Annotated in this window: 15 protein-coding genes and 1 tRNA gene; 7 read left to right on the top strand and 9 right to left on the bottom strand. The window is 57.5% G+C overall.

Annotation, left to right across the window (positions count from 1 at the left end; genetic code table 11):
* Nucleotides 1-201 precede the first annotated feature (201 nt).
* From glnA to GXX95_04820, 3 genes are all read left to right on the top strand, one after another.
* Nucleotides 202-1632 (top strand): type I glutamate--ammonia ligase, encoded by a 1431-nt coding sequence (glnA, locus tag GXX95_04830; GenBank protein ID NLT37463.1) that lies wholly within the window; start codon nt 202-204, stop codon nt 1630-1632.
* A gap of 246 nt (nt 1633-1878) precedes the next feature.
* Nucleotides 1879-2253: a nascent polypeptide-associated complex protein gene (locus GXX95_04825; protein ID NLT37462.1), complete on the top strand. Its 375-nt coding sequence runs from the start codon at nt 1879-1881 to the stop codon at nt 2251-2253.
* A gap of 7 nt (nt 2254-2260) precedes the next feature.
* Nucleotides 2261-2485: a HypC/HybG/HupF family hydrogenase formation chaperone gene (locus GXX95_04820; protein NLT37461.1), complete on the top strand. Its 225-nt coding sequence runs from the start codon at nt 2261-2263 to the stop codon at nt 2483-2485.
* A gap of 32 nt (nt 2486-2517) precedes the next feature.
* Here the strand turns inward: GXX95_04820 and GXX95_04815 are convergent, their stop codons facing one another.
* Complete coding sequence (locus GXX95_04815; protein ID NLT37460.1) at nt 2518-3246, bottom strand: epoxyqueuosine reductase; 729 nt, start codon at nt 3244-3246, stop codon at nt 2518-2520.
* Between the two features lie 205 nt (nt 3247-3451).
* Between GXX95_04815 and GXX95_04810 the strand changes: the two genes are divergently transcribed.
* Nucleotides 3452-4165, top strand: a complete 714-nt coding sequence (locus GXX95_04810; protein ID NLT37459.1) for a DUF169 domain-containing protein — start codon at nt 3452-3454, stop codon at nt 4163-4165.
* A gap of 77 nt (nt 4166-4242) precedes the next feature.
* Here GXX95_04810 and GXX95_04805 read toward each other — a convergent pair whose 3' ends face one another.
* Genes GXX95_04805 through GXX95_04790 form a run of 4 tightly spaced genes read right to left on the bottom strand, consistent with a single transcriptional unit; the run spans nt 4243 to nt 7152 of the window.
* Complete coding sequence (locus GXX95_04805; protein NLT37458.1) at nt 4243-5184, bottom strand: pyruvate ferredoxin oxidoreductase; 942 nt, start codon at nt 5182-5184, stop codon at nt 4243-4245.
* Nucleotides 5181-6341, bottom strand: coding sequence for a pyruvate ferredoxin oxidoreductase (porA, locus tag GXX95_04800; GenBank protein NLT37457.1), 1161 nt, complete (start codon nt 6339-6341; stop codon nt 5181-5183). The genes GXX95_04805 and porA overlap by 4 nt, the downstream gene beginning before the upstream one ends.
* Nucleotides 6338-6601, bottom strand: coding sequence for a 4Fe-4S binding protein (locus GXX95_04795; protein ID NLT37456.1), 264 nt, complete (start codon nt 6599-6601; stop codon nt 6338-6340). The genes porA and GXX95_04795 overlap by 4 nt, the downstream gene beginning before the upstream one ends.
* A complete protein-coding gene (locus GXX95_04790) occupies nt 6601-7152 on the bottom strand; it encodes a pyruvate synthase (protein ID NLT37455.1) in 552 nt (183 codons plus the stop codon). Before GXX95_04790 ends, GXX95_04795 begins: the two co-directional genes overlap by 1 nt.
* 245 nt (nt 7153-7397) lie before the next feature.
* Here GXX95_04790 and GXX95_04785 point away from each other — a divergent pair, with 245 nt between their 5' ends.
* Together GXX95_04785 and ppsA are read left to right on the top strand one after the other, a co-directional pair.
* Nucleotides 7398-9260 (top strand): hypothetical protein, encoded by a 1863-nt coding sequence (locus GXX95_04785; GenBank protein ID NLT37454.1) that lies wholly within the window; start codon nt 7398-7400, stop codon nt 9258-9260.
* A 143-nt stretch (nt 9261-9403) separates the two neighbouring features.
* Nucleotides 9404-11683 (top strand): phosphoenolpyruvate synthase, encoded by a 2280-nt coding sequence (gene ppsA / locus GXX95_04780; GenBank protein NLT37453.1) that lies wholly within the window; start codon nt 9404-9406, stop codon nt 11681-11683.
* Between the two features lie 11 nt (nt 11684-11694).
* Here the strand turns inward: ppsA and GXX95_04775 are convergent, their stop codons facing one another.
* On the bottom strand, nt 11695-12513 hold the full coding sequence (locus GXX95_04775) for a CBS domain-containing protein (GenBank protein NLT37452.1): 819 nt from the start codon (nt 12511-12513) through the stop codon (nt 11695-11697).
* 228 nt (nt 12514-12741) lie between these two features.
* Between GXX95_04775 and GXX95_04770 the strand changes: the two genes are divergently transcribed.
* Nucleotides 12742-12817: transfer RNA gene (locus GXX95_04770), tRNA-Asp, on the top strand.
* Between the two features lie 17 nt (nt 12818-12834).
* Here the strand turns inward: GXX95_04770 and GXX95_04765 are convergent.
* Genes GXX95_04765 through GXX95_04755 form a run of 3 tightly spaced genes read right to left on the bottom strand, consistent with a single transcriptional unit; the run spans nt 12835 to nt 15828 of the window.
* Nucleotides 12835-13926: an acetoin utilization protein AcuC gene (locus tag GXX95_04765; GenBank protein NLT37451.1), complete on the bottom strand. Its 1092-nt coding sequence runs from the start codon at nt 13924-13926 to the stop codon at nt 12835-12837.
* A gap of 56 nt (nt 13927-13982) precedes the next feature.
* Complete coding sequence (locus tag GXX95_04760; protein NLT37450.1) at nt 13983-14786, bottom strand: ABC transporter ATP-binding protein; 804 nt, start codon at nt 14784-14786, stop codon at nt 13983-13985.
* A gap of 1 nt (nt 14787) precedes the next feature.
* Nucleotides 14788-15828: an iron chelate uptake ABC transporter family permease subunit gene (locus tag GXX95_04755; protein NLT37449.1), complete on the bottom strand. Its 1041-nt coding sequence runs from the start codon at nt 15826-15828 to the stop codon at nt 14788-14790.
* Nucleotides 15829-15900 lie beyond the last annotated feature (72 nt).

Below are 15900 nucleotides of genomic sequence, written 5' to 3'. Positions count from 1 at the left end.
TTTCCCACAAACACCTTCCCTCCGTTCAAGGTGCTAACGGGTTCATCGTAACCTAAGGCCGTCTAAAAAAAAGCAAAAAAGGCCTCGCCGAGAACGGTCGAACCTTCCTTTTTCGCTATGCACAATCGATAGAAGGTCAGTTTTTTTAGAAAAAGACAAGTTTTTTATTACGTGAGATGATGAGGCCCGAAAGCGGTTATCATGTACGAGACCTTCGAAGAAGCGCAGGAATTCATAAAGGCCAACAATATTAAGATGATCGACTTCAAGATGATTGATCTGGACGGCAGATGGCGTCATCTTACGATCCCTGCTTCCAAGTTCAAGGAATCGATCTTTCAGTTCGGGATCGGTTTCGATGGTTCAAACTATGGCTATGCTCCGGTGGAGAAGAGCGACATGGTATTCATCCCCGACATCTCCTCGATGGCCGTGGATCCGTTCGCCGAGAACCCCACCGTAAGCATGATCGGAGATGTTATGGTCATAGGGAAGGAGAACAAGCCCTTCGACCAGTACCCACGCAACATCGCCAAGGCAGCCGAGAGGTACATGAAAGAACAGGGTATCGCCGATGTGATGATCATTGGACCCGAGTTCGAGTTCAACATTTTTGACAACGTCTCCTACGAGGTAAAGTCCCACTGCATAAGCTGCCGCGCAGACACCATGCAGGCAGAATGGAACAGCGGGAAAGCAACATCGGAAAACAATGGTTATCAGGTGAGCCAGAAGGGAGGTTACCACATTGATGTTCCCAAGGACATCACCTTCAACCTACGCAGCAAGATGTGCATCCTCCTGGAGGATTGGGGCGTACCCGTTAAGTATCATCATCACGAGGTCGGTGGATCGGGCCAGCTGGAAATTGAGGTGGAGCTTGGCAAGATGAGCACAATGGCCGACAACACCATGATCATAAAGTATGTCGTGAAGAACTGCGCTGCTTCAGAGGGAAAGACGGCGACTTTCATGCCCAAGCCCATTTACAACGAGGCGGGCAACGGCATGCATGTCCACATGCTGCTGATGAAGGAGGGCAAGCCCATCTTCTATGACGCGGACGGCTACTCTGGCCTGAGCAAGACCGCACATTACTTCATTGGAGGGTTGCTGAAGCATATCGCCTCCCTCTGCGCCCTTACGAACCCTTCGACCAATTCCTACAAGCGGTTGATACCTGGCTTCGAAGCCCCGGTGACTATCGGGTACGCAACTGCCAACCGGAGCGCGGTCATCAGGATCCCGGCATACGCAAAATCACCCGAGACCAAGCGCTTCGAGTTGAGGAACCCCGATGCCACCTGCAATCCGTATTTCGCCTACTCCGCCATTCTCATGGCCGGTCTCGACGGGATATTGAACAAGATAGATCCGGCCGACCATTACTGGGGACCGTTCGATTTCAACCTCTACAACCTGAGCAAGGAGGATAAGGAAAAGATTCAGGGCCTTCCGAGAACGCTAACTGAAGCCCTCGACGCCCTGGAAAAGGATCACGACTATCTCACCAAGGGCGGGGTGTTCCCTCAGGAGCTGCTGCTTCACTGGATCAAGAAGAAGCGCAAGGAGGCGGAAGAGATCGAACGTGTACCCCATCCTGCGGAATACATGAGATACTACGACCTGTAAGGAAAAAGGTCGAGCTGCAGGCAAAAAAAGGAACAAGCCAGCGTGGCAGCCTGGGTTGCCATGTCTGGCATCAGCTCGTTCCTTATCATCAATTTTTATCAATCACTGTCGATCGGTCCAATGGCGAGTGACATCTGCGCCGTCGATCCGAAAATGTGTAGGTGCACGGAAGAAAGAAACATCCGCTGACCGATGCCACAAGCCGAAAACATTTAACTACCTTGGATTAATCAGATAGCCGTTACCATGATGCCAGGGATGAGGGGTGTTAATCCCCGCCAGATGAAGCAGGCTATGAAGCGGATGGGCATCACCACTGAGGATCTCCAGGGAGTGGAGGAGGTCATAATCCGCACTCAAGATAAGGAGTATGTCATCCGGGAAGCTGCCGTCACCGTCATGGAAGTGCAGGGGCAGAAGACCTTTCAGGTGATAGGGGAGGCCACTGTATCGCCGAGATCTGCCGCGCCCGCCAGCAAACCCGCGGAGGCATCCCTACCGGAAGAGGATATTGAGCTGGTCATGGGGCAGACCGGATGCTCCAGGGAGCAGGCAACAAAGGCCCTTAAGGAGAGCGGCGGCCAACCGGCCGAGGCGATCCTGAACATAATGTCATCGTGAGGTTCACATGTGCTTAGCTGTACCCGGTAAGGTAACGTCCATTGATGGCAACCAGGCCGATGTGGACTTTGGCGGAGTGGTCAGAAAGGTCAACGTCTCCCTGGTGGAAGCGCTCGTGGGGGAATGGGTCGTTGTCCATGCTGGTTTTGCCATCGAGAAAATGGATGAGGAAGAGGCCAAGGAGACGCTGGAGCTGTGGAACGAACTCCTTGACCAAGAGGAAGAACTGTAGAAGGGGATTCCCGATCCCCTCTTTTATTGCTCCTAGCTCAGTTTGGACTTGGGGCACACCGAGATGCATCGGCCACACGCCTTCTCCGGGCGGGAACCGTCACCTATCAGTGCCTTCTCATACCTGCCGCATTTTGCCCAGTCGATGACCTCCTCCCTGTCCATAGGGTGATACTGGTACTCCGGAGGTCCCCTCAGAGACTTGGTGGGGCATTCGTCGATGCACAGGGTGCACTCCCCGCATTGGCATTCCAGCGGTGCAGGGTTCTCCACGATGGAAATGTTGGTCAGGACCGTGCCCATCCTGAAGCGGGGACCGTGCTCTTCTGTTATGAGGAGACCGTTCTTCCCGATCCAGCCGATCCCGGAAAGATATGCCACGGCCTTGTGCGATATGGGGCCCAATAATTTCTCTGGGACGATCCTTTCGGCCGGGTCCACGAAACGTGCCTGGAATCCTGCCGCCGTCAGCGATTCCACTATCTGTGCGCCGATCTGCTTCAGCTTCTTGTTGCATTGCTTGTACGCCTCCCTCATCTCCTCGCTGGGAGACGTCAAGGAGGCCATGGCGGCGGCGGGGGGGATCTCCACGGCGAAGGAGACCGCGCTAGGGTAGTCAAGTGTCGAAGGGTCGCCGACCTGCAGATCATGAAGGGATCGTATGTCCGCACAACCGAACCTGAACGCTCCGCCCGAGAGCGCTATCTGGCCCATCTGCTCCTGGAGGCCTTGGGTGGCCTCCTTCGTGGAATTTGAGGTCATGCTAAAAGCAACCCCAGCTCGCTATTCAAATCTTTCACCTGATTATAAGCCGTCCGGCGATGCGGGGATCTGTGAATAAATGGCATCGACGAGCTTGCCTGTACGGGCCACTTCAAGAGGTCGGAACCTCAGTCGAAGGATCGCAGAGTGCCTCGGAACACATGAAGGTTTATTTAGTTGAGATGGGGATTTCACAGTGTTAATCATGGTCGACTATGAAGCATGCTCTAAGAAGATGGTGGAGATATTGGGCCTGAAGAACGAACCGGTGGCGATCAAGCTGATTAAGAAGGGAGAGCCCCTGCCGGAAGGGGTCCCCGAACCGGAGAAGAACCTGCGGCATTGCCAATCGATCATGAAGGCCCGGAAGGGGGAGTGCTTGCTCATGCCTCAGAACAAGCACGCCTGCCCGGTGGGCGCTTCCGCCCTGGGCCTCATGCCTACGCCTGAAAAGGTTGCTTCAGGGCAGTTCCACTTCGCCCTGGGCATGTTCGCCAACGAAGAAGCGGCCAAGCACACCATCGAAGTTAGGCCATCCCTGGAACCTGGGAGCTTGGAGGCCACCCTTGTGTGCCCCCTCAGCAAGGTCAAGTACGAGCCGGACGTCATCGTGGTCGTGGGGACCCCCGAGCAGCTATACTGGCTGATGCCGGCGGCATCAACGTACGATAAGGGCGGCCGGATCACCATCCAAACGGCATCGTTCCAGGCGAGCTGCGTGGACTCCACCGTCCTTCCTTACACCACGGGCGTTCCCAATCTGTCCATGGGATGCTACGGCTGCCGCAGGTCCACGGACATCGCCCCCGAGGAGATGATGCTGGGTTTCAAGGCAGATCAGCTGCCACACATAGTCGAGGTGCTGGAGAAACTGCAGGAAAAGGCCATACCTTCCTGCCGGCAGGGGCAGGCGAAATAACCTTCTTCCTAACCCATTTTTAAATCATCTTATTATTTATATTATTTAAAATAAAGGAAAGGGTGAGAGGGGAGCTCTCACTGTTTGGACAGCTTCATCAGCTCTTCCCACTTCTTGTCGACGTTCTCCTGGACCGTGTCGGCCACAGTTTTCCACTGGGGATCGAGGAGATGCTTGAACCGTCCCTGGGACTTGATCCAATCCTGTATGGGACGCTTCTCCTTGGTCCCCTCGGCGATGCGCTTGGTCTCCCCGGTGAGCTTCCACTTCCCGTTCTCGAACTCATAGAGGGGCCACATGCAGGTCTCCACCGCTAGCTTGGCGATCTCAATGGTCATTGCGGATTCATGCCTCCATCCGCGGGGGCAGGGCGAGATCACGTTCAGGAAGGCCGGACCGTTGGCCTCGAAGCCCTTGGCGGACTTCTCTATCAGGTCCTTCCAGTTATGAGGGGAGGCCTGGGCCGCAAATGGTATGTCGTGGGCGGCGATGATCTTGGTGATGTCCTTGGGTAGTTCCCTCTTTCCAGGGATACAGGAACCGGAAGGACAGGTGGTGGTGGCCGCACCCAGGCTGGTAGCACTGCTTCTCTGGATACCAGTGTTCATGTAGGCCTCATTGTTGAAGCACACGAACAGGAACTGGTGGCCCCGCTCTATGGCTCCTGAAAGGGCCTGGAACCCGATGTCATAGGTGGCCCCATCGCCGGCAAAGGTCACAAAGCGGATATCGTCCTTTATCTTGCCTTTACGCTTCAGGACACGGTACGCTGACTCGACGCCGGATATTGTGGCCGCCGCGTTCTCGAAAGCGCTGTGGATCCATGGCACGTTCCATGCGTTGTAGGGATAGCCAGAGGTGGAGACTTCGAAACATCCCGTGGCATTGGAAACGACCACTGGCTTATCGGTCCCCAGAAGGACCTGCTTAGCGATGATAGGTTCGGCGCAGCCTGCGCACAGGCGGTGACCTTCGGTGAGCTTGACCGGAATGTCCGCCATCTCCTTTATCGATATCATTGCTTCACCCCCAGGTAGTTGATGGTCTTGGCACTTCCAGACTCCAGTTGCTTGAACACGATCTTAAGGTCCTCGACACCGACATCGCGCCCGCCGAGGCCGTAGACATAGTTCACGGTGCGGGGGTGGATGCGGTTCTCGAACTCCGCAGCGCGCACATCGGCGAACAGGGGGCCGCTGGCACCGAAGCTGATGGCCCGGTCCATGACCGCCACGGCCTTCTTGCCCTCGGTGGCCTTGGCCACGTCCTGGTAAGGGAACGGACGAAAGACCCGTAGCTTGATGCAACCGACCTTGTGGCCTTCCTTCCTCAGGTCGTCCACCACTGCCTTCATGGTGCCGGCGGTGGAGCCCATGGCAATGGCCACGTAATCGGCGTCCTCGGTCCGGTAGGTCTCGATGAAGTCATAATGACGGCCCGTGATCTTTTCGAACTCCTCAGAGACCTCTTTGATCACCGGGAGGACATTGTTCATTGCCATGGCCTGCTGGTACTTGTGCTCGTAGTAGTACTCAGGCATGTCGAAGGGACCGAAGGCATGCGGATCCTTGGTGTTGAGGAGAGGATGGACCGCCTTGAACTCACCGACAAAATTCTTGACCTGCTCATCGGACATGGGAGTCAGGGACTCGATGGCGTGGGTGACGATGAACCCATCCAGGCAGTTCATGACCGGCAGGCGGACATCCATGTGCTCGGCGATCCGGAAGGACATTATGGAGTTGTCATAGGCCTCCTGGACGTTCTCGGCGAACAGTTGCACCCATCCGCTGTCCCTTGCGCCCATGGCGTCGGAGTGATCGCAGTGGATGTTGATAGGTCCGGACAGTGCCCGGTTGGCCACCGTCATGACCACCGGAAGGCGCATGGAGGCAGCGATGTACAGCATCTCCCACATGAATGCCAGGCCTGCTGATGCGGTAGCTGTGACCGTTCTCCCGCCCGCGGCGCTGGCACCTATGCAGATGCTCATGGAGCTGTGCTCCGATTCCGAGCACACGTACTCGGTGTCGACCGCTCCGTCGGCGACATATTCGGAGAACGCCTCCACAATTATGGTCTGTGGAGTGATGGGATAGGATGCGCAGACATCCGGGTTTATTTGCTTCCATGATAGGGCGACCGCCTGGTCACCGTTGACTGCCAATCTTTTCATTCCTTTCCCTCCTCGACCATGGTAATAGCTTTCTTGGGACACTGGTTGGCGCATATGCCGCAGCCCTTGCAGTGCGAGTACCTGAACCCCTTCATCTCCCCTTTCTCGACCAGGACGGAGTTGTCCGGACAGTACATCCAGCATAGCATACAGTTGATGCACTTGTCCTTGTCGATCACAGGGCGCATGGACCTCCACGAGCCGGTCTCATATTCCTTGGCAGTGCCGGGCTTCATGATCACGGAAATCTTCGCAGGCATCAGTCCACCTCCTCGTACGCCCGTTCGACGCTGAGGACGTTCTTGTCCACGACCTTGGCCGGCAGCTTCGCGCCCAGCTTGGTGCGGAGCTCCTTCTTGACGCTCTCCAGGTCGACCACGTTAGAGATCTTCACGAGCGCTCCCAGCATCGCAGTGTTGGCAAGCGGCTTACCCACGGTCTCCATGGCGATCTTGGTGGCGTTCACGGCATGAACGTCGAGGTCCGTGGCCAGGGCCCGGCGCAGGTTGTCCTTGCCATCAGGATAGTTGGCGATGAGAGCGCCATCCGGCCTCATGCCTTCCAACATGTTCACGTTGCCGATGAGGGTAGGGTCCAGAACGACCACATAGTCAGGGAAGTAGACCTGACTATGAACCTTGACCGGCTCATCGGACACACGGGCGAAAGCCCTTATGGGTGCACCCATCCTCTCCGGACCGAACTCCGGGAACGCTTTCATGTACTTGCCCTCTTCCAGAGCGGCGCCGGCCAGGATCTCGTTGGCGGTGACGACCCCTTGGCCACCCCTGCCGTGCCATCTGATCTCCAATGTCCTCAACTTAGTCCCTCGCTGGGCTCCGTGTATTCTTGAAAATATATAACCTTATCTTAAAAACAGCCCAATCTAGGCCCTCTTTTGTTGGATTTTCGAAAAAAACACGGGGTATTCGGACGTTATCGAGGGCCGATCAAACAAGGATTTTGGGTCAGTATCGAGGTGAGATAACATCACCTTTCGTTTTATAGAGGTTCTCTGTATTACTATATGAGGACCTTAGTTCAGGTGTATGGATAATGGCCTCGCTGTTCGGACCGGAGGAGTTCATCGTCAACTTGCTGGTGCTCCTTGTCATCATGGTGGTGGTCATCTTGTTGTTCGACCGCCTCCTCCGGAGACGTGGGGGAATGAGCCTTCACGGGGGCAGAAGGGGCAAAGGGAGACCGACGGGCGGATCGGCCATCGCTGCAGGTAGGGATAAAGAGGAGACCGTAGGATCAAGCCGCCTCTCCCGGAATTATCTAGGCAGCGGAGGGTCAGCAGGCTCGGAACAGGAGAGGACCTTTGGACTGCTATACAAAGAGGCCAACGATGCGCTGAATCAGGAGCCGGGCAGTCCCACGACGAGAGCCCTGATGAAGAGCATTGATGACCAGTTCCTGCGCACGCTCTCGTATTTCGTCGATGGGCAGGACCGAAGCTCCAGCCTTCATATGGAGCACAACTACCTGTGGCTGAAGTACCGGGAGAAGGCCCAGGAGGAGCCTAACGAGGCCTTCACCGCCCTGACCCAATCCCTAGCTAAGCTGGTTGAGAGGCAGGGAATGAGACCCTATGATCCCCGGGAGTTCGCCCAGATGATGGAAAGGTACCAAGGCACCATGGCCGATCTCAACCGGGCAAAGGGTTTCAATGTCAACGCCGCCACCGTGAGCTTCTTTAGCTTCTCCACGAGGTTGAACCTTGTGTTCCGGGGACCCACCGATCCGGCCTCCAAAGAAGCGGTCGGGCGTGTCATGGTGGAGTTCATGCGACCCCTCCTGGAAGAGCATTATTTCCCTATCGTCCAGAGTCACTACCTTCAGGAACTGAGGGTGGAACAGATCCAGTCCATAACCGATCAGGTCGAGGGCCTCATGCGGGTGCAGGAGGGCACGGGGCCACCAGACCCTCAGATCCAGATGGCCTGCCACTACCTGGTATGCCGCCTTCGTATGGCGCAGCTGCGAAGCATGGCCACCATGGAGCCGTCCCCGGGGCGACCTCAGGAGATGCATGAGGCGCACATGAGGAAACTTGCGAACGATTCGGCGGCCTCAGGGGCGGAGTGCGTTAAGTGGGCCAAGACCCTGGCCGGGAACGGTGACCGCACCATGCTCGCGCAGGTGGAGATAGTAAATCTCCTGGCCACGCACTATCAGACCACCTACGGCAAGAGGCTGGTCCTGGGATCCTGGAACACGATGAGGGCAATAAAGAACCAGGTGTTGCGGTCGGCCATAGTGGATGGCATCCCTCTGGGTGAGGAGCTGTTGGGCTTTTGCGATGATGAGTGGAAGGTCCTCAATGCCTCGACCAAGGAGTGGCTGTCACGACAGCGGCCATCAGCGACAGAAGGGGAAGATCGACCACCGGACAATGAGGGGATCGCAGGCCTAAGGAAACTATCCTTCTTAAAGGAGAACGGGATCCCTCCGGCAACGTTCGTGAAGGTCCTGGATGTGGTGAGGCGGGAGCGGCCGGCCAAGAAGGACTGGCCTGAGGAGTGGAACGATATTATGCGGACCTTGACCACGAGGGGGGGCGAAGTGCGAAGGATCGAGGTTCCCGGCTCGGACTACGTTTGCTTGATGGTGGGGTCCGATAGAGGTCTGTTGCTGAAGACGGATGATGACCGTATAGATGTGGGACCTGTGCTGATGGTCGTGGAAGCGCTGAGGAGGGAGGGGGCCGCGCACATATCCATATGTGTGAATTTCGCGAACGAGCTTGTCTCCGCGGAGATGCTACGGCGGTTCAAGCTCATCGCCGAGAAGCACTATCCCGATACCATCTTCCAGGTAGTGGACATCGTCCTCCTCACCTCCAACCTCATCTCCAGCCTGCGCCAGCATGGTGTACAGGAGCGGTTCGAGCTAACGCCCGAGATCTACCTCTGAACATGAGGCCAGAAGTGAGAACTGAGGCAATATTACACTGGCCCCGTCCTCCGTTCAATTAAATTTATTACCAACGACATTATGTGACCAATGCTCCATGCTATGTCAGGAGACCGACCGGGGATCTAAAAATGAAACGGTTAATGAGCATCAAGAACCTTGGAGTGAACGATATTCCGATCGCAGGTGGTAAGGCGGCCAACCTAGGAGAGCTCACATCCGCGGGCTTCGAAGTTCCGCCGGGATTCGTGCTCACCACCGAGTCTTACGATTATTACTTGAAGCAAAACAATCTCAAGGACATCATCTCCGAGGCCCTATCAGGATTGGACGTATCTTCTGACGCTGCCCTGCAGGAGGCGTCAGGAAAGATCCGCAAGGCCTTCGAGGAAGGGGATGTGCCCAAGGACCTGGAGGCCTCGGTTGTCGAGGAGTACAAGAAGCTGGGGAAGGGTAAGTACCCTCTGGTGGCGGTCCGTTCCAGCGCCACGGCCGAGGACCTTCCGACGGCATCCTTCGCCGGGCAGCAGGACACCTATCTCAACGTGTCTGGACCGGAGTCTCTTCTGAAGAGCGTCAAGAGATGCTGGGCATCCTTGTTCACCCCACGAGCACTGGCATACCGTGTGTCCAAGAACTTCGAGCACGACAAGGTCAAGCTGGCCGTGGTTGTCCAGCGCATGGTCAACTCCGACATCTCCGGGATAATGTTCACCATCGATCCCAACTCCGAGCTTCCGCACATCATCATCGAGGCAGGCTATGGGTTGGGGGAAGCTCTAGTGGGAGGCAAGGTCACCCCCGACACCTATGTGGTGGACAAATTCCACCGCAAGATACTCAACCGCCGCATTTCCAACCAGACCTGGAAACTGGTCCGGGGGGAGAGCGGCGAGTGCATGAGGCAGGACATACCTCAGGACCTGGCAACTAAGCAAAAGATGACCGACGAGCAGATCTTGGACCTCGCGGAGGTGGGGAACCAGATAGAGATGCACTACGACCGCCCCATGGACATCGAGTGGGCCATGGAGGGAGGGAGCATGTACATCGTCCAGGCACGCCCGGTCACCACCCTGTCCAAGGACAAGAACGTGAAGGCCGAGGACAAGATCGAGGCCTCGAGGACGATCCTGGTCAAGGGACTGGGGGCCAGCCCAGGGAAGGCCAGTGGTCCGGTCCGTATCTACCAGGAGGACATGAGCCTGGACGTGGTGAAGCAGGGAGATATCATGGTCACCCAGATGACCACCCCGGACATGGTCCCGGCGATGACCCGAACTTCGGCCATCATCACCGACGAGGGCGGCATGACCTGTCATGCGGCCATCGTCGCCAGGGAGCTTGGCATCCCGTGCATCGTGGGCGCCAAGAATGCTACCGAGGTCCTCAAGAACGGCATGGAAGTTACCGTCCACGGTCAGACCGGCGTGGTCTACGAGGGGCTGGACAAGGAGGACAAGCCCGCTTCGGCCCCCGTCGCTACGATGGCCGCTTCGGCCCCGATCACCGGCACCAAGATCATGGTCAACGTCGGCGTGCCGCAGAAGGCCGAGGAGTATGCCAAGCTGCCCGTCCAGGGTGTCGGTCTCATGCGCATCGAGTTCCTGTTCACCTCGTACATCCAAGAGCATCCCTGCGCCCTCATCGAGCAGGGAAGGGAGAGGGAGCTCATCGATAAGCTCAGCCAGGGCATCGCCACCGTCGCTAAGGCGTTCTTCCCAAGACCCATCATCCTGCGCACCAGCGACTTCAAGACCAACGAGTACCGCGACATGAAGGGCGGCGCCAGGTACGAACCGAAGGAACAGAACCCCATGATCGGATGGCGCGGCTGCTCCCGCTACGTCTCCGAGTCGTACCATGACGCCTTCCTCGCTGAGCTGAAGGCGATCAAGAAGGCGCGGGAAGAGATGGGGCTGACCAATGTGTGGATTATGCTGCCGTTCGTGCGCACCGTCGATGAGGTCGTCAAGATCGAGAGGATGATGAACGACGTCGGCCTGTACCGCGGCAACGACTTCAAGCTGTACCTCATGGCCGAGGTCCCCGTCATCGTGTTCATGGCCGAGGAGTTCGCGGAGCACTGCGACGGCTTCTCCATCGGTTCCAACGACCTGACGCAGCTGACCATGGGCGCGGACCGGGACTCGGACATTCTGGGCCGCATGGGCTACTTCGACGAGAGGAGCCCCGCCATCAAGCGCGCCATCGCCCACCTCATCAAGCATGCTCACAACAAGGGCGTGCCCGTGGGCATATGCGGTCAGGCACCGTCCGTGTACCCGGAGTTCTGCGAGTTCCTGGTACGGGCGGGCATCGACTCCATCTCACTGAACGCGGACACCGTGTTGACCACCATAAACTACGTGGCAGCGGCCGAACAGCGCATGGTCCTGGAGTCCATCCGCAGGCAGAAGTAAGGGCACGGGCACTACTGACGGGTGGTGCTCATCGGCACCTCATCCTTCAGCAGCCTGGTGTAGACCTGGACCAGGGGATGGTGTGAGCCCTGGATGATCTTCACGTCGTCCAGCGAAGTTATCCCCATCTCTTTGGCCGACCTCTCCAGGCCCAGGTCGATGTCCCGGTCCGGCTCCAGCACGAACGCCTGGAACTGACGGACCCCCATATCCCTGGCCGCCAGGACGCGGTGGTGGCCGTCCACCAAAACGTAGTAACCCTTCTTCTGAACCACGATGAGGGGCTCCACCAGACCCCTCTTTATCTCATACTGCCTCCCCCTCAGCTCGTCGGCGAACACCTCGTGCTGAGTGGGCCTGATGGACTCTATGGAGATTATCCTTCTGCGGATGGTGATGTTGACCCCATGCTTCTTTTCCAGAAAGGTCTTGAGCATGTTGATCTTGTTGGGGGTCGCCTTCTCGATGTGGGACCTGATTATGTCGATGTTGGAGAGGACGCCCACGGCGATGCCGTTCTCGTCCACCACGGGCACGTTGCGGAGACCGTAACGGAACAGGACCCTGGACGCATCATCAATGTCCATGTCCGGGGAGACGGTGATGGTCCCAACCTTGATTATGTCCCGGACCTTGACCTGGGGACGATCGATGGCCCTCAGCAGTTCCTTGGCAGTTACGAAACCAATGATGTGCCCGTCCTCCGCCACCGGAAGTCCGTGGAACTCCGTGGCTATGAGCTTCTGCCTCGCCTGCTCGACAGTGTAGTCAGGATCGATATAAACGACCTCCCTGACCATGTAATCGCTGACCCTCAACTTTCCGTCCATAGTCATCGACGTGAGCGATAACCAGGGTCGGTCACATAAATGTAGTGTCGTCTTATCGCATCTTTTTCAAGAAGAGCGAGCGGCCCTAGACGCCACACGCGACAAGCGCGGGTCGTTAAGCAAAACCGTTTCTAAGAATACATGGCCAGTGTGTTGACGGACCGTGCTCCTCGCGGCCTCGAGTTTGAAAAGCCATATATAGGACTAACATATTTGGGTCAAAAGCACGCCCTGGTAGTGTAGCGGCCTATCATGAAGCCCTGTCGAGGCTTCGACTCGGGTTCAAATCCCGACCAGGGCGCCATTCGCTCTCTTCTTCTACTATCTCATCATCGAGCGCTCCAACATGTCCACGGCCACCATTTCCTGCTCCTTGGTGATAGCCTCGGTGAGTGCCGCGTCCTCGTCATTCATTCTCGATACCTCCCTATCATGAAGAACGGCCAACTTTCCCATCGTCCCGCTGCCACCGCATACTTGTGCGAACATCAGGGACCATGTCCTGCGGGTGGCATCGAGATCATAGCCGCCACCTCCCGTTACTAAGTACCGTCCATCGCACAGCTCGTGCGCCAGGGAGTGTGTGATGGCCGCCACCTTCACGTAGGTTCGGGTGGTCAGCCCCAGGCCCACCAACGGGTCCTGACGATGACCGTCGGCCCCGAACTGATGGATTATGAACTCCGGGGCATACGCCCGCAGGGCAGGCACCACCACCGTCCTGTAGGCATCCAGATAGTGAGCGTCATCAGTGCCTGCGGGCAGGGGGATGTTTATGTTGAACCCCTGGCCTTGTCCCTCCCCCCTTTCATCTACTGTGCCGCTGCCGGGGTAGAATCCATGTCCGTGGCGGTGCAGAGATATGGTCAGCACCTTCTCCCCGTAGAAGATGCCCTGGGTCCCATCCCCGTGATGGCCATCGATGTCGATCACCGCCACCCGCTCCACGCCGTGCCTCTCGCGAAGGTACTGCACGGTGACGGCCAGGTCGTTGAAGACACAGAAACCGGAAGCGCTCGTGGGTTTGGCATGATGGAGGCCCCCCGCGGGATTGAAGGCGTGTTCGAACTCCCCCTCCATGATGCCCCTGGCCCCTCGAACGGACGCGCCCACTGCCATGAGTGCCCCTTGGAAGAGCTCGGGGCTTCCGGGCGTGTCCCCGTGGTCCAGTAGATCGTACTCAGCACAGGCGTTCTCCACCTGGGCCACGAATGCCGGGGGATGGACGCGGTTGAGGTCCTGCATGTCCACTCCCTCGGGCTCGACGATATGGGCGTCAACGCCGTCGATGATCCCTGCATCCATCAAGGTCTCCAAGGTGTGAATTGCCCGCACCGGCTGGAACGGATGTCCTGGGCCGAACTGGTAGAGCAGGAAGTCGGGGTGATAGAGGAAGCTGGTGGTGCCGCTCATCCGAGAACGACCCTATATCAATGAGGAAGGCCTAAATAACTGCCTGAAGGACGTCACTACCGATCTTCGGGCTCATCCGAGCGAGTGGAGCGCAATATAGAGACACTGTAGGCACCTATTCGCTCGTCAAAGTACACTGAGGCTTCGATGAGGAAGACCTTCCGCAGGTTCTCCGTCGTCATCACATCCGTGACCTCTCCCGCCGCCTGGATGCATCCGTTCTGCATGAGAAGGACCTTGGTGCAATAGCGCGCGGCCAACGCCAGGTCATGGGTGACGATGATGACGATGAGCCTCTCCTTCCTGGCAAGGGCCGTTATGAGGTCCAGTATCTCCAGCTGATGATTGACGTCCAGGTGCAGGGTCGGCTCATCGAGAAGGAGCACCTTGGGCTTCTGGGCCAAGGCTCTGGCTATGATCACTCTCTGCCTTTCACCGCCGCTGAGCTGGTCCATGGGCCGGTCGGCGAACTGGACGGTATTGGTCATGGCCATGGCCTCCTTCACGATGTCCATGTCCCTCCTGCTTTCCGACTCGAACCTTTTCAGCTCCGGAAGGCGGCCCATCATCACGATGTCCAAGGCGGTGAACGGGAAGGTGATGTTCACGCTCTGGGGTACGGTCCCCATCCTAGTGGCGAGCTCCTTCCTTGTCAGAGTCTGGCTGTCGACATCATCGATCATGACCGTCCCCGCCCGGGGCGTCAGAGAACGGTTCAGGCACTTGAGCAGGGTCGTCTTGCCCGATCCATTGGGTCCTAGTATCCCGATGACGTCCCCCTCGCTGGCCTCCAGCTCAATGTTGGAGATGGCGTCGCTGCTCCCATAACGGAAGCTCAGGCCATGTACTGAGAGCTTCATCCTACCACCCCATGGACTTCTTGCGGGACATCAGCAGGTAGATGAAGAATGGCGCCCCCAGTAACGAGGTGATTATCCCTACCGGCAGCTCCGCCGGCGCGATGATGGTCCTGGCCAGAGTATCTGTGGCGACCATGAACAATGCCCCCCCGATGATGGATGCGGGCAGCAGAACGCGGTGGTCCGGTCCCACCAGTATTCGTAACACGTGAGGGATTATGAGGCCAACGAAGCCTATGGTGCCGGCCACGGAAACAGCGATGGCGGTGACCAGGGATGCCGCCAGGAGCAGGACCATGCGTATCTGGTTCACGTTTATCCCCAGGTTTCCGGCCTGCTCCTCCCCCACCATGATGGCGTTGAGGTCCCGGGAGAGCATCATGATGACCGCGCAGCCCAGTATCACAGCGGGAATGGAAATAAGGATCTGGTCCCAGGTGGCGTTGTTCAAACCGCCCATGAGCCAGAACACCACGCCTGACAGCTTGTCTCCCGCGAAGTATTGCAAGGCCGAGACCAGGGCATTGAACAGGGCCCCGATGGCGATCCCTGCCAACAATAACGTCTCCACGGGCACATACCCGCGGCGGTCCCGGGACACGGCGTACACGAGGAACAGCGTGATGAATGCGAAGAGGAAGGCCATGGCCGGTATGGCGAAAGCCCCACTGACCCAGGACACTCCTAGTACCAGCGCCAGGGATGCGCCGAAAGCCGCGCCGGCGGAGATGCCGATGACCGAAGGCGAGGCCATGGGGTTCCGGAACAGACCCTGCATGGTGGCACCGGCAACTGCCAGGGATGCGCCCACGATGACTCCCAGAAGCACCCGGGGAAGTCGCAGGTTGAATATGATGTGCCTGTCCCTATCGCTTCCCCCGCCCATCAGGATGGAGATGACCTGGTCGAAGGGTATGCTCACCACACCGATGCTGAGACAGATTATGATGGCGGCGAAAAGCGCCAGCACCATGAATACGATGATAAGGGACCATCTCTTGTACTTGGCCCTCTGGAGCTCGGCTATGTCCTCAGCAGCCATCCGCACCCCGATGTTCCTTAGGCATTAAAGACCATCCTCTGATCGAGATAAAGTAAAAACGGAAAAGGTTTG

The organism is Methanomassiliicoccus sp. (genome assembly GCA_012719175.1).
In the GTDB taxonomy this organism is placed as follows: Archaea; Thermoplasmatota; Thermoplasmata; order Methanomassiliicoccales; family Methanomassiliicoccaceae; genus UBA6.
The sequence above is the reverse complement of the archived record's forward strand: the minus strand, read 5'-3'. Positions and strand labels throughout refer to the sequence as shown.

What these genes read in the sequence shown, in the direction of transcription:
- glnA (NLT37463.1), top strand. Translation starts at nt 202, where the DNA reads ATGTACGAGACCTTCGAAGAAGCGCAGGAATTCATAAAGGCCAACAAT.
- GXX95_04825 (NLT37462.1), top strand. Translation starts at nt 1,879, where the DNA reads ATGATGCCAGGGATGAGGGGTGTTAATCCCCGCCAGATGAAGCAGGCT.
- GXX95_04820 (NLT37461.1), top strand. Translation starts at nt 2,261, where the DNA reads ATGTGCTTAGCTGTACCCGGTAAGGTAACGTCCATTGATGGCAACCAG.
- GXX95_04815 (NLT37460.1), bottom strand. Translation starts at nt 3,246, where the DNA reads ATGACCTCAAATTCCACGAAGGAGGCCACCCAAGGCCTCCAGGAGCAG.
- GXX95_04810 (NLT37459.1), top strand. Translation starts at nt 3,452, where the DNA reads ATGGTCGACTATGAAGCATGCTCTAAGAAGATGGTGGAGATATTGGGC.
- GXX95_04805 (NLT37458.1), bottom strand. Translation starts at nt 5,184, where the DNA reads ATGATATCGATAAAGGAGATGGCGGACATTCCGGTCAAGCTCACCGAA.
- porA (NLT37457.1), bottom strand. Translation starts at nt 6,341, where the DNA reads ATGAAAAGATTGGCAGTCAACGGTGACCAGGCGGTCGCCCTATCATGG.
- GXX95_04795 (NLT37456.1), bottom strand. Translation starts at nt 6,601, where the DNA reads ATGCCTGCGAAGATTTCCGTGATCATGAAGCCCGGCACTGCCAAGGAA.
- GXX95_04785 (NLT37454.1), top strand. Translation starts at nt 7,398, where the DNA reads ATGGCCTCGCTGTTCGGACCGGAGGAGTTCATCGTCAACTTGCTGGTG.
- ppsA (NLT37453.1), top strand. Translation starts at nt 9,404, where the DNA reads ATGAGCATCAAGAACCTTGGAGTGAACGATATTCCGATCGCAGGTGGT.
- GXX95_04775 (NLT37452.1), bottom strand. Translation starts at nt 12,513, where the DNA reads ATGGACGGAAAGTTGAGGGTCAGCGATTACATGGTCAGGGAGGTCGTT.
- GXX95_04765 (NLT37451.1), bottom strand. Translation starts at nt 13,926, where the DNA reads ATGAGCGGCACCACCAGCTTCCTCTATCACCCCGACTTCCTGCTCTAC.
- GXX95_04760 (NLT37450.1), bottom strand. Translation starts at nt 14,786, where the DNA reads ATGAAGCTCTCAGTACATGGCCTGAGCTTCCGTTATGGGAGCAGCGAC.
- GXX95_04755 (NLT37449.1), bottom strand. Translation starts at nt 15,828, where the DNA reads ATGGCTGCTGAGGACATAGCCGAGCTCCAGAGGGCCAAGTACAAGAGA.